11 protein-coding genes and 1 pseudogene are annotated in these 13,371 nt (G+C 36.2%); 5 read left to right on the plus strand and 7 right to left on the minus strand.

The window, feature by feature from the left end; translation table 11 throughout:
• Positions 1-32: 32 nt before the first annotated feature.
• From iolG to OL233_RS07120, 7 genes and pseudogenes are all read right to left on the minus strand, one after another.
• On the minus strand, positions 33-1,043 hold the full coding sequence (gene iolG / locus OL233_RS07090; protein ID WP_275471640.1) for an inositol 2-dehydrogenase: 1,011 nt from the start codon (positions 1,041-1,043) through the stop codon (positions 33-35).
• Between the two features lie 23 nt (positions 1,044-1,066).
• Positions 1,067-1,960 carry a myo-inosose-2 dehydratase gene (iolE, locus tag OL233_RS07095; protein WP_275471641.1) on the minus strand — a complete coding sequence of 298 codons (894 nt, stop codon included), beginning with the start codon at positions 1,958-1,960 and terminating at the stop codon, positions 1,067-1,069.
• Between the two features lie 10 nt (positions 1,961-1,970).
• Complete coding sequence (locus OL233_RS07100) at positions 1,971-2,999, minus strand: Gfo/Idh/MocA family protein (protein ID WP_275471642.1); 1,029 nt, start codon at positions 2,997-2,999, stop codon at positions 1,971-1,973.
• 19 nt (positions 3,000-3,018) lie between these two features.
• Entirely contained in the window at positions 3,019-4,932 is a 1,914-nt protein-coding gene (iolD, locus tag OL233_RS07105) for a 3D-(3,5/4)-trihydroxycyclohexane-1,2-dione acylhydrolase (decyclizing) (protein WP_275471643.1), read from the minus strand.
• A gap of 28 nt (positions 4,933-4,960) precedes the next feature.
• Positions 4,961-5,940 (minus strand): annotated as a pseudogene (gene iolC, locus OL233_RS07110) (5-dehydro-2-deoxygluconokinase).
• A gap of 14 nt (positions 5,941-5,954) precedes the next feature.
• Positions 5,955-6,773, minus strand: a complete 819-nt coding sequence (gene iolB, locus OL233_RS07115) for a 5-deoxy-glucuronate isomerase (protein ID WP_275471644.1) — start codon at positions 6,771-6,773, stop codon at positions 5,955-5,957.
• A gap of 19 nt (positions 6,774-6,792) precedes the next feature.
• Complete coding sequence (locus OL233_RS07120; protein ID WP_275471645.1) at positions 6,793-8,253, minus strand: CoA-acylating methylmalonate-semialdehyde dehydrogenase; 1,461 nt, start codon at positions 8,251-8,253, stop codon at positions 6,793-6,795.
• A gap of 170 nt (positions 8,254-8,423) precedes the next feature.
• Here OL233_RS07120 and OL233_RS07125 point away from each other — a divergent pair, with 170 nt between their 5' ends.
• The 5 genes from OL233_RS07125 to OL233_RS07145 all read left to right on the plus strand — a co-directional run bounded on the left by OL233_RS07125 (position 8,424) and on the right by OL233_RS07145 (position 13,314).
• A complete protein-coding gene (locus OL233_RS07125) occupies positions 8,424-9,179 on the plus strand; it encodes a DeoR/GlpR family DNA-binding transcription regulator (RefSeq protein WP_275471646.1) in 756 nt (251 codons plus the stop codon).
• Positions 9,180-9,373: 194 nt separating this feature from the next.
• The gene (locus OL233_RS07130) at positions 9,374-10,336 is read left to right on the plus strand and encodes a substrate-binding domain-containing protein (protein ID WP_275471647.1); all 963 of its coding nucleotides are present in this window, start codon (positions 9,374-9,376) and stop codon (positions 10,334-10,336) included.
• Positions 10,337-10,370: 34 nt separating this feature from the next.
• The gene (locus tag OL233_RS07135; RefSeq protein ID WP_275471648.1) at positions 10,371-11,885 is read left to right on the plus strand and encodes a sugar ABC transporter ATP-binding protein; all 1,515 of its coding nucleotides are present in this window, start codon (positions 10,371-10,373) and stop codon (positions 11,883-11,885) included.
• A gap of 24 nt (positions 11,886-11,909) precedes the next feature.
• Positions 11,910-12,899: an ABC transporter permease gene (locus OL233_RS07140; protein WP_275471649.1), complete on the plus strand. Its 990-nt coding sequence runs from the start codon at positions 11,910-11,912 to the stop codon at positions 12,897-12,899.
• A gap of 22 nt (positions 12,900-12,921) precedes the next feature.
• Entirely contained in the window at positions 12,922-13,314 is a 393-nt protein-coding gene (locus OL233_RS07145; RefSeq protein ID WP_275471650.1) for a tautomerase family protein, read from the plus strand.
• Positions 13,315-13,371: the final 57 nt, after the last annotated feature.

The raw sequence follows: 13,371 nt of genomic DNA on the forward strand, positions 1-13,371 counted from the left end.
TCTATTGCCGTCAGACAATAGACTCTATTTTTTTAAACTGTTTTTACTTTAACCGGAAGACCGGTTTCTAATGATTCCTTAGCAGCTTGGGCTATTCGTTGTGCCATAATACCATCTAAGAACGTACAAGACGGTTCGCTATTTTGTTCAATAGAATTGAAAAAACCTTTCAATTCTGCTTGGTAAGCATTTTCATAACGTTCTAGGAAAAAATGTAAGGGTGGATTACTAATAACACCGGCTTCATTGGTTAAATGAACTTGTGTTTTAGTATCATTATCACTTTCAGCACTACCATTAGAGCCAAATGCTTCGATCCGTTGATCATAACCATACTTCGCTTGGCGACTGTTATCAATAACACCTAATGCTCCATTCTCAAATTTTAATTGAATAATTGCAGTATCAACGTCACCAAATTCCTTAATACTTGGATCAATCAATGCGGCCCCTGTGGCATAGACTTCTGTTACTTCACATCCTGATATAAATCGTGCCATATCAAAATCATGGATACTCATATCCATAAAAAGACCGCCAGAGTGTTTCACATAGTCATGGTTTGGTGGTTCTGGATCACGAGAAGTAATACGCAGTAGATGTAGGTCTCCAATTTGTTTTTGTAAGACCAATTCTTTTACTTGATCATAATTATGATCAAATCGTCTATTAAAACCAATTTGAACCTTTAAATTACTATTTTTTATAGCATTATAAGCAGTCAGCGTTTCGTCATCAAAGAAACTAATAGGTTTCTCACAGAAGATATGCATGTTATTTTCTATAGCTAAATTAATATAGGTAATATGTGTATCTGTAGGTGAACAGATAAGCACGGCATTAATCTCTTTATCTGAAAATAGTAATGAATGATCAGTAGAGTATGACGTGATATGACGTTCTTCTAGCCAGTCAGCCGCTTGATCAATATAAGGATCCACGACACATTTTATTTCTACTTGTTTCATTGCTAGAATATTATCAATATGCAACTTGCCGATTCTGCCAATTCCAATGACACCAACTGTTATTTTATTTGTCATAGTAGTTCCTCCGATAGTTTTGGTTAAATTCCCCAAATATTTTTTATATAATGACGTGCTTTCAGTGCATATTCAAAAGGATTAGCACGTGATGGATCTTGTTCCGCTTCGACCACAACCCAACCTTTGTAGTGATGTGATGTTATGATCTCAACAATGGGTTTGAAATCAATCAAGCCATCACCAGGGACCGTAAAGACACCTTTTTTTACGCCAGTCAAGAAACTATCTTTAGATGCTAATACGTCAGATAAGACTTCTTGTCTAATATCTTTAAAATGAATATGATGGATTCTATCATGGTACTGTTTATAAATTTCAATCGGGTCTTCACCAGAGAAAACAAGATGGCCTGTATCAAAGAGTAAAGAGACTAATTCAGGATCAGTTTCTGTCATCAATCGGTCAATCTCAGCAGTAGTTTGTACACCTGTTCCCATATGGTGGTGGTAAACAATTTTCATGTTTTTTTCAGCAGCAAGATGGCCTAATTTTTCCAGACCAGTTGTTAAACTTGCCCATTCGTTTTCCGTAAAGATTGGTTTTTCTGTAAATAAATCAACTGCTTGACCTTGAATACTGTGTCCTTGCTCAGACACAACAATAACGCCGGCACCCATAGCATGCAAAAAATCACGGTGCTCGATAAAAGCAGCTTGTGTATCCTCATAAGGTTCAGTTGTTAGATAAGCACTGAACCAAGCACTTGCTACTTCAAGTTTTCTAGGTTGTAAATACGATTTTAAAACGATAGGATCTTTTGGATATTTATTACCAATTTCGGTTCCAGTAAAGCCAGATAGTGCCATCTCGCTAATGCATTGTTCAAACGTATTTTCTTTACCTAATTCAGGTAAATCATCGTTAGTCCATGCAATGGGGGCAATACCTAATTTGATTTCAATAGTATCAGTCATAAGAGACCTCCTAATTTAGTGTGATAAGTTGACCTTTTTTCATGGAACGTTGACACGCTATCGCTACTTTTAGTGAATTAAGTCCATCCTCAACAGATATAGGTGAGGCCTCACCTTGTTGAACAGCTTGAATAAACGCTTTAATTTCTTCGACATAGGCGATTTCAAATCGTTCACTGAAACTTTGGCTACATGGTCTTAGAACACCATTTAAAGTAAATACAGAGACTAGATTTTTTTCAGGAACACTTCCGATACGAATTATTCCGTTTGTCCCAATTAATTCAGTTTCTACATGATAGCCATGCACTGAATTTCGACCAAGTAATAAGCTTGCACCAATTCCATTCTTTAACGTCAAAGACCCCATAGCCGTTTCAGATTCATTTAAAGAAGAAAAGGTGGGAACCGATGACGGAAGCTCATGACACCAAACTCGAGAAAATTCTTGTTGGGTAAACCAGCGGATTAAGTCGATATCATGGATTCCCATATCTAGAAAAATACCACCACTATTATGATTTTTCGCAAATCGGATAAAATCAGTTAATTGATTGGCTGGGTCAATGGAATAATTTCTAATATATGTTAGTTCTCCAATTTGACCAGTATCAACTAATTCCTTAGCATAGCGATAAGAGGGATCATAGCGTCTCATCATTCCTAACATTACAAAAGCATTAGGGGTATCATCCACTTGTTTTTTGACTGTTAAGACCTCATCTATATTTAAACCAATCGGTTTTTCACAAAAAACAGGATAGCCAAGAGCAACTGCTTCGCTGAGTTGTTGGCAATGATAAGAAGAGGGTGAACATATTACGATAGCATCCATTAGAGAGCTGGATAAAAATTCCTCATAATCAGAAAAAAAAGGAACCGTCTCATGCTCTAAAGTTAAAAAGTCTAAGGCGACTTCTTCTGGAGAAAATATAGCTGTAACGCTAGCATTAGGTAACTTTTCAACGAGTGTTTGAGTGTGAATTTTACCGAGGCGTCCTAATCCAACAATCCCGATACGTGTCAATGTGTGAGTCATATTCAGTCACTTCTTTCTACTAGTAATAACGAGCCTTTTCTTTTTCTTTAAGATGAGTAGTATAGGCGTTTTGAATAGTAGGAGAGTCTGATACTGCTGATACACCGACATGCCACCACGCATCATAACCGTCACTCATCGTTTTTGGTAATACTTTTATATGGATGAGGGTACTCTTGGTTTCTTTTTCAGCTTGATTTAAAGCAGTTGTTAATTCATCTAGAGTCGTTGCACTATAACTTGCAGCACCGTATCCTTCTGCAATCTTTTGATAGTCAACAGTCATAATGGCATCGGTTTTACTATCTCTAAATTCAGTTTCAAAGCTAGGACTCCCGTTTGACATTTGTAAATTGTTAATACAGCCAAAACCACTATTGTCAAAGAGAAGAATAATAATTTTTTTGTGGTACTGAAGACTCGTTACTAATTCAGTATGAAGCATCAAAAAGCTGCCATCACCAACAAATGCGTAAACAGGTCGATCTGGGCTTGCTAGTTTAGCACCTAACGCTGCACCAATTTCATATCCCATACAAGAATAGCCATACTCTAAGTGATACCCGTTAGGAGAGTTTGTCTGCCACAAACGATGCATATCACCCGGCAAGGATCCAGCAGCTGCCACAACAATACTATTAGAAGGTAAGATGTCATTAACCTTGAGTAAAGCCGTTGTTTGGCATAGTTTTGTTTTTAGAACGTTAGAATAATCGAGTAGGGTTTCATGGGTAAAATGAGGCCCGACCTCTGGTGAAAACGAGGTATCATCAAACGTGATAGTAGCCAGTCTATTACGTTCTGTCTGCCATTCTTTTCTTAATTTAGCCATTTCTATTGGCTCATGCTCCAAAACTGAGAGGCGAGTGACAAGTTCATAAAGCGTCAATTTGGCATCACCAATAACTTGGAACCCATCTAATTTATAACTTTGACTTCTACTAATAGTCAGGTTAATAACTCTGGCATTAGGAGATTGAGAAAGAGACTTAGACGCTGTTGTAAAGTCGGTATAACGTGTTCCAACCCCAATGATTAAATCAGCATGTTCCACCAAACGATTTGCAGCTAAATTACCCGTAACACCAACACCACCAAAATTATTCTTAAAAGATGCGGGGACAAGTCCTTTTCCCGCCTGTGTTTCAACTAACGGGAGATGACGTTTTTCTGACAGGGCAATTAGTTCCTCACATGCACCTGAATACTTTGCTCCTCCCCCAACTATAATGACAGGACGTTTACTAGTTTCTATAGCGACTAGCATCTCTGTTAATTCACGTTCGGTAGGTAGGTGACGGTTGATATAGTGCACTCTTTTATTAAAGAAAGATAGGGGATAATCATAAGCTTCGCTTGCTACATCTTGTGGTAAACATATGGTGACAGGCCCTGTATTTTCTGAATCTGTTAAAACATCAAATCCTTTAATTAAACTCGACATCACTTGTTCAGGGCGTGAGATTCTATCCCAGTACCTTGAAACAGGTTTTAAAGCATCATTTGTTGTCGTTAATTGACTATGCGGGACTTCAATTTGTTGTAGAACGGGGTCAGGCTGATGACTCGCAAAGGTATCCCCAGGTAATAGTAATACAGGAATATTATTCGCCAACGCAGTTCCTGCAGCCGTTACTAAATTAGCCGCACCAGGTCCGACAGAGGTAGTGACTGCATAGATTTTTTTTCGTAAAGATTGCTTAGCAAACCCAACCGCAGCAAAGGCCATTCCTTGCTCATTCTTTCCTTGAATAACAGTTAAGTGTCCAGGATTTTGTTCTAGGGCTTGTCCTATACCTAAGACATTACCATGTCCAAATATATCAAAAATACCTTCAACAAAAAGAGACTCCTTACCGTCATAAGATAGGTACTGATGGTTTAAAAATTTAACAATTGCTTGTGCAGTCGTTAAGCGGACCGTTTTTTCCATATAGTCGCTCCTTTATATCTAGAATAGGTTAGTTCGCTGTTTTTATAAGTTCTTGAATAGCCTCAATTGTTGGCATCGCATCAGATGAGCTGTGTTTACTGACAACAATAGCCGCAGCCGCAGCTCCATAATCCAAAGCTGTCGAGATAGACTCCCCATTAAATAAGCCGTACAAAAAGCCGGATGCATATGAATCACCCGCACCAAAGGTTTTTAAGACATTGGATTTGAAAATACGTCCATCAAATCGTTCCCCACATTTTGTGTAGGCATGAGATCCCTCGCTACCATGCTTAATTACAATCAATTCCGCTTCATGTTTAAAGAAAACATCTACTGTTTCCTGATTGTTTTTATTGCTAGTATCTCCTGTTAAACCATGGTTCTCTAAATAATTAAATTCTTCTCGAGTTCCAATGATTATAGTAGACAGTTGTGCAAGAAGAGTGTAGTAGATATGTGTTTCTTCTGTATTTAGCCATGTATATGGACGATAATCTAACTCAAAAATTAATTTAACATTATGTTTCTTTGCTAAAAAGCGGCATGAAGAGCAGCTTCACGAGTAGGGGCTTGAGCTAATGCCGTGCCAGAAATTAAGAGGGCTTGGCTATTTTTTATATAATCTTCATCTATTTCTGCATATTGTAAATATAAATCGGCTACATTTTCTCGGTACATTAAGATACTACACTCATCGGAACTTAATATTTCTGTAAAAGTTAAGCCTGATTTTCGACCGTCTAAATCTAGAGAGAGTGTAGAAATATCAACATGTGCTTGCTTTAAGTATTCTGTAATAAAACGGCCATGTTGATCATCTGAAACTTTTCCGATAAATCCAACTTTTAGGCCTAGTTTAGCCGTTCCTATTGCGATGTTGGCAGGGGATCCACCAACATACTTAGAAAATGTTTTCGTTTCTTCCATAGGGCAATTAAATTCATTGGCATTTAAATCAATGCAGGCGCGTCCTAGTGTAATCAAATCTAATTTTTCATTTGTCATTTAAAAACCTCCTTTTATTTTCTATCAAGTATCCACTCATGATCAGTATCATTAACAAATGCCCATTTTTTAGTAGGGCCAGCCATAACATTTAAATAATAACCCTCATAACCATCAGGTACACCTACTGGATGATAGCCTTTGGGAACAACGACCACATCACCTGATTCTACAGACATCGTTTCATCTAGTTCACGGTCATCAGTATAGATGCGTTGAAAAACAAAACCTTGTGGTGGGTTAATTTCATGATAATAGGTTTCCTCAAGCAATGATTCTACTGGTAAGTTATCTTGATCGTGTTTATGAGGTGGGTAGCTCGAAAAGTTGCCTCCATTTGTATAAACCTCAACAACTAACAATGAGTCAGAAATAGACGAGGTATCAGGTAAAATATTATGAACCAAACGTTTATTATTGTAGTGACCACGGTGTTCGATACTATTTTGAGAGGCCTTAATTAATTTGGGTGATAGTTTTTTAGTTGTAGGTGAATAACAAAAAGCGACTTTAGCAGTTGGGGTAGTAGCATGTAAACTGAAGGTACTGTCAAGTGGGATATAAAAAGAGTCGGTAGGTTTTTTTTCGAAAATAGACTGACGTGTTCCAATGTTTTCAACTATCAAATCAGATGTTTGAACGGTAACTTTGCCTTCCAAAACAACAAGGCAAAGCTCTAGTCCATCTAAGGTTTCTTTCTGAATGTCATCTTGTATGAGATGCATCACTTTAAATTCAATGTAGTCAAGGGTGCAATTACTACGTGTTATAGATTGAAGAGTCATCGTCGTATCAGTTTTTAATACTTTTGTTTTATGAAGTAAATAGCTCATAATACCACCTTTCTAATTCTTAGATATTAGATAACGGATAACGGGCAGTTACCACTTTTTTACGTGTATAGAAATCCACACTATCTTTGCCATTGGCATGCAATGTGCCATAAAAAGATGATTTCCAGCCAGAGAAGGGGAAGATAGCCATTGGAGCAGGAACACCTAAGTTAATTCCAAGCATACCAGCGTCAATATTTTCTCTAAAATAACGTATAGCAGATGCATTGTTGGTAAATAAACAAGCGCCATTGGCAAATTCAGATTGATTAGCTAACGCAACACCTTCCATTAAATCTTTAACACGTATAATTGATAATACTGGTCCGAATAATTCTTTTTGCCATAAGCTCATCTCTGTAGTGACATTATCGAAAATGGTTGGTCCTACAAAATAGCCTTCTTCTGGAAGCGATGTACGTCCATCACAAACTAGAGTGGCACCGGCTGACAAACCTTCTTCTATATCTGAAAACAATCGAGCTTGCGCATCCGCTCTAATAACAGGTCCAAGGAAATGTTTCCCATCAAGTCCCTCACCAATTGTTATGTTTTCAGTAGCTGTTACAAGAGCAGCCATAAAGTCATCTGCGATACTATCTTCAACCGCTATAACTGTAGCAGCCATGCAGCGTTCACCTGCAGAGCCAAATGCTGCTCCAATGATATTAGGGATAGTTTCATCTAAATTAGCATCTTTTAATACGATACTGTGATTTTTAGCTCCAGCTAATACTTGTACACGTTTAAGATGGTCTGATCCTTTTTTGAAGACATGCTCTCCAACAGGTTTAGAGCCAACGAAAGAAATAGCTTTAACAGTTGGATGTTCTAGTAAACCATCTACAATTTCATGAGCACCATAGACAACGTTTAATACACCTTCAGGTAAACCTGCTTCAGAAAACAGACTAACTAGTTTCTCAGCCAAAAGAGGCGTCTTTTCTGAAGGTTTTAAAATAAAGCTATTCCCACAAGCAATCGCCATCGGAAACATCCAACAAGGAACCACCATAGGAAAATTGAATGGGGTAATCCCTCCTACAACACCAATGGGATAACGGTAGTTAACAGCTTCTACATGTGTTGCTATAGAAGAAAGAGAGTCACCCATCATAAGACTTGGAACAGATGTTGCAAACTCAATATTTTCAATCCCACGTTGTACTTCACCTAAAGCTTCTTTAATATTTTTACCATTCTCTTTAGTAATTAATTCGGCCAATTCTTGTTTATGTGAGACAACTAATTGCTGAAACTTGAATAAAATAGCAACGCGTTTAGTAACAGGAACTAATTTCCATAACTCAAACGCTTTTTCACTTGATTGAACGGCAAAATCCAAATCCTTTAAGTTAGATAAGGGAACGCTACAAAGTATGTCACCTGTAGCTGGATTAAAAACCGGTTCTGATGTGGTAGAATGACTAGTCACCCATTCACCATTGATATAGTTTTTTAAAAGTCTTTCTGTGGTCATCTAATACCTCCTAATATTTTTTAAACTTTTGGGTAAGTCTTGGGTAAATGATAGCGCTTAAATCAGACAGAGTCAATCAATTTTACCGTCAATATTTGATTAACTTTTGGGTATGTGTTATATTTTTTATCGTAAATAAGTCTTTTGAACGATAGAAATGGAGAAGCTAGATGAAAATTCAAAGAATTCATGAAATTGAGGAATATTTAAAGATAAAGGAGACCGCTACGCTAGATGAGTTATGCCAAGCATTCAACGTTTCAAAGAATACGATAAGACGAGATACCAAATATTTAATCGATAAAGGCATCCTTGAAAAAGTTTACGGAGGTGTTATTTTAAAAAATAATTCTTTAGTTTCATTTGAGCATAGAGAAGTTACTAAACTAAATGAAAAAACACTTATAGCAAAAAAATCAGCAGAGTTCATTGAACCAAATGATTATATTTATATTGACTCCGGGACGACAACGATGAATATTCTGGATTACATTGATCAAACTTTACCACTTACTGTCATTACCAATAATTTAGATGTTATAAATTTTGCTGTTGAGTTAGAGAATGTCCAGCTCATCACTATTGGTAATAAGTATAAAAAGGAAACACGTTCGTTCTTAGAATTAAATAATAGTGACATTTTAAAGAGTCTAAACGTCAATAAAGCTTTTATGGCCTCAACGGGCGTATCACTAAAAAGCGGCTTAACAAATTCTGATATTCTCGAGACTCGAATAAAAAAAGCAGTCTCGGATAAGGCAGAGACCTTATTTTTACTTGCAGATGACAGTAAATTTGATCATGCGACATTAAGTACGTATGCGGATTTAAAAGAGGTTGATCACATCATTTCCGGTGGAGAATTACCGTCAAAATATATAGAGTATTTTTCACAAAATAAAATTAATCTTGAACTCGTTTATTAAAACCGCTCGCTTTAGCACGCGGTTTTTTTTAATATTCTGTGAAATATCTTGACTAACTTGTTAAACAGAATTAAGATATAACCAAGACTTAACCAACAGATAACTATTTATAGCCATCGAAATGATAGCGCTTTCTGTTGAGCTTGGTGTTGGTTTGTTGTCGTTGCCCCTTTTTACCTTATAGGAGGAAGAAAATGAAAAAATATGTATTATTGACAGTCGTCATAACAATTGTCTTGTCACTCGCAGCCTGTAGTAAATCAAATGATAAATCTAAAGACGATGGTAAAAAAGAAGAAAAAATTGGTTATGCCATTAACAATTTAAATGATACTTTTCAAACGTATATCCTTGAAGCCGCAGAGGCAGAAGCTAAAAAACAAAATATTGAAGTTAAAGTAGAAAATGCAAAAGAAGATTTAATTTCCCAACAAGATCAAGTAAATACCTTGATACAGAATGGCGTAATAGGTTTAATTGTTGTCCCTGTTGATACAAGTGCTATGGCTCCTATTACTAAAGCAGCACAGGATGCTAAAATTCCGTTGGTTTATGTTAATCGTAATCCTTATGCAGGAAAAGAAAAAGAAATGCCTGAGGGAGTTTACTACGTAGGTTCTGAAGAAGTAACAGCAGGAATTATGCAAACTGAAAATATTGGTGATAAATTAAAAGGCAAAGGAAAAATAGCCATTCTAATGGGAATTTTAGGCAATGAGGGAACGATGAAACGAACAGAGGGTGTTGAGCAAACTATTAAAGAAAAATACCCTGATATGGAAGTTCTAAATAAAGAAACAGCAGAATGGCAACGAGATAAGGCGTTAACAATAGCTGAAAACTGGATTTCTACATATGGTGATGATTTGAAAGCTATTATTTCTAATAATGATGAAATGGCATTAGGTGCTGTTCAAGCGGTGAAGAAAAATAAACGTTCAGATATTCTTATCACAGGTATTGATGCGATTCCTGATGCGTTAGAAGCTGTAGAGAATGGGGATATGGCTAGTACAATATTCCAAGATGCGGTGGGGCAAGGTGGCGGTGCTATGGAGACAGTTACAGCTTTGCTAAATGACAAAGCGCCAGAAGAACACGTTAAGTATGTGCCATTCAAGTTGATTACAAAAGAAAATATTAATGAGTTTAAATAACTAATAAAATAATCAGAATGGAGAGCGAGTCAGTATGGAAAATGATTTAGACTGTATCTTACGATTAGAGCATATCACTAAAGAATTTCCTGGAGTTAAAGCTTTAGATGATGTTCATCTGTCAGTAAAAAAAGGTGAAGTACATGCTCTCATTGGTGAGAACGGTGCTGGAAAATCAACATTAATGAAATGTATTATCGGCATGTATAAACCAACCTCTGGAAAAATTTGGTTTGATGGTAATTACATTGAAGATTATTCCATTATTAAAGCGTTACACCTTGGAATATCGATGATTCATCAAGAGCTCAGCCCAGTGTCAGAAAAAAGTATTATGGAAAATATTTGGTTAGGTCGCGAACCGAAGAATAAATTTGGATTTATCGATCATAAAAAAATGGAAGATATGACCAAAGCTGTATTAGATAAAATTAATTTAGAAATTAGCCCACGAATTCTTATGAAAGAACTTACGGTTGCGACGACACAGATGATTGAGATTGCAAAAGCCTTATCTTTTAATGCAAAAGTTATCATTATGGATGAACCAACATCATCTCTTACTGAAAAAGAAGTGAAGCAACTCTATAAGATTATTCGTGATCTAAAAAAAGAGAACGTTAGTATTATTTATATCTCTCATAAGTTAGATGAAATTATGGAAATTTGTGATGAATTAACCGTATTTAGAGATGGGCAGTATATTACTCAACGACCTGTCAGTGAAATAAATGAACAAGAGCTTATCAATTTAATGGTAGGCCGGGATGTCACCCAACTTTTTCCTAAGACAAAAGTAGAATTAGGACCTGTAAAGTTATCTGTAAAGAACTTTAGCAATGAAAAAGACTTTAAAAATATTTCCTTCGAAGTGAGAGAAGGAGAAATTCTTGGTTTTGCTGGTCTTGTTGGAGCAGGTCGTTCCGAAGTTATGGAAGCTCTATTTGGTGTCAGGCATAAATTATCCGGAGAAGTAACTCTCAATGGTAAAGAATTACATATAACCAATGCTTCATCCGCTGTAAAATCAAAATTAGCATTTTTAACAGAAAACAGACGTAAAACAGGTATATTCCCAATGCTATCTGTCAATTACAATATTGTCTCAAGTTCTATAGGTTCTTTTAAAAATAAAATCGGCTTACTTAACAACAAACGTTTATCCGAAGAGTCACAAGCTTATATTGATTTACTTAATGTAAAAACACCTACTGCTGAAACAGCTATCGAAAACTTGAGTGGTGGCAATCAGCAAAAAGTTCTCATCGCCAAGTGGTTACTGACGCGCCCAGAAATTTTAATACTAGATGAACCAACTCGTGGAATTGATGTTGGAGCCAAAGCAGAAATACATCGTAATATTTCAACAATGGCCGCTACTGGTAAAGGAATTATCATGGTCTCATCCGAACTACCTGAAATTTTAGGTATGAGCGATAGGGTTATTGTTATGCATGAAGGAAAAATAACAGGGAATCTTATTAATAAAAACTTAACCCAAGAAGATGTTATTGCATATGCCAGTGGGTTGAAAAATGATTTTTCATAACAAATTGTATGTGGAGGGAATAGCGTGAATAGTATTATTAAAGGGAATAAGAAGAAGTTTTTTCAAAATTACTTAATCATTTTTGTGCTCATTGTCATGTTTATTATGTTATCAGGTTTAAATCCTAATTTTTTGACGGTTAATAATATTTTGAATTTATTAACACAAACCTCTATTTATGGGATTTTAGCGCTCGGGCTATTCATTGTCCTTATTTCCAAAGGTATTGATATTTCAGTGGGTTCTACATTAGCGTTTGCTGGGATAATGGTAGGTACTATTAGCCAAACAACAGATGCTGTTGGAAAGATTTTTCCTAGTGTCGGTCAAGCACCACTAATTGTAACCTTACTACTGTCATTAGTTATTGGTGGCTTAGTTGGGTTTGGTAACGGCTGGTTAATAGCTTATACAGGTATTCCACCCTTTATCGCAACTTTAGGGTCCCAAATTGCAGTTAGAGGGGCAGCCTTAATGATTACTAAAGGAAAACCTATCAGTAATATTAATCCTCAAGTTAATTTCTTAGGAGATCGACTATTTGGGATATTACCTGTACCTGTTTTGATTTATATTCTTGTTATTATTTTTATGTGGGTTCTTATGAACTACACGTCATTTGGTAAGAGTATCTATGCCATTGGTGGGAACATCGAGGCAGCTGAAATATCAGGGATTAAAGTTAAACGTAACTTAGTTTGGGTTTATGTTATTTCAGGAGTATTAGCTGGTATTACCGCTCTTATCTATATTGGAAGAACAGGTGGTTCTATTCAACCAGCAGCTGGAACAATGTTTGAAACGACAGCCATCGCTGCAGCAACAATTGGTGGGACCAGTCATGGTGGTGGGATTGGTAAAGTTTCTGGTGTTGTGGTTGGGGCACTTATATTAGGGACACTTACAAATGGTTTTACTCTACTAGGGATTGATGCTTATGTTCAACAAATTATTCAGGGGTTAATTATCATCGGAGCCGTTGTTTTGGATATGAGAAAACATAAGAAAGCCTAAGTCAAAACAAAGGAGACGCTCTATGCCCTTAGTTAAATTAGATATACAACGAGGTAAAAGTGAAGTAGAACTAAGACTTCTCTTAGATACGGTACATAATAGTTTGGTTAAAGTCTTCAAAATACCCGAACGTGATCGCTATCAAATTATTAATCAACATGAGCCGTATGAAATGATTATTCAAGATTCAGGATTAGAGTATAAACGTTCTGAAACTAACATAGTAATTACGATATTAAGTAAAGAACGTGATAACAACAAAAAGATAGCGTTATATCAAACTTTAGTTGATGATCTAAACCAGTTCTGTGGTATAAATCCCGTAGATATTATGATTGCAATCCATGAAAATTCTAATAGTGATTGGAGTTTTGGGTATGGTCGAGCACAGTTTTTAACTAAAGATTTAATATAATACTAGGTTATTTAATAAAACTGCACGGAATAAATTAATAATTTATTCCTGTCTCTT

The sequence above is a fragment of the Vagococcus proximus genome, assembly GCF_029143285.1.
Classification (GTDB): Bacteria; Bacillota; Bacilli; order Lactobacillales; family Vagococcaceae; genus Vagococcus_D; species Vagococcus_D proximus.

Bases quoted from the DNA above. Each gene is read 5' to 3' on its own strand.
- iolG (WP_275471640.1), bottom strand. From the start codon at position 1,043: ATGACAAATAAAATAACAGTTGGTGTCATTGGAATTGGCAGAATCGGC.
- OL233_RS07135 (WP_275471648.1), top strand. From the start codon at position 10,371: ATGGAAAATGATTTAGACTGTATCTTACGATTAGAGCATATCACTAAA.
- OL233_RS07130 (WP_275471647.1), top strand. From the start codon at position 9,374: ATGAAAAAATATGTATTATTGACAGTCGTCATAACAATTGTCTTGTCA.
- iolD (WP_275471643.1), bottom strand. From the start codon at position 4,932: ATGGAAAAAACGGTCCGCTTAACGACTGCACAAGCAATTGTTAAATTT.
- OL233_RS07125 (WP_275471646.1), top strand. From the start codon at position 8,424: ATGAAAATTCAAAGAATTCATGAAATTGAGGAATATTTAAAGATAAAG.
- OL233_RS07100 (WP_275471642.1), bottom strand. From the start codon at position 2,999: ATGACTCACACATTGACACGTATCGGGATTGTTGGATTAGGACGCCTC.
- OL233_RS07145 (WP_275471650.1), top strand. From the start codon at position 12,922: ATGCCCTTAGTTAAATTAGATATACAACGAGGTAAAAGTGAAGTAGAA.
- OL233_RS07120 (WP_275471645.1), bottom strand. From the start codon at position 8,253: ATGACCACAGAAAGACTTTTAAAAAACTATATCAATGGTGAATGGGTG.
- iolB (WP_275471644.1), bottom strand. From the start codon at position 6,773: ATGAGCTATTTACTTCATAAAACAAAAGTATTAAAAACTGATACGACG.
- iolE (WP_275471641.1), bottom strand. From the start codon at position 1,960: ATGACTGATACTATTGAAATCAAATTAGGTATTGCCCCCATTGCATGG.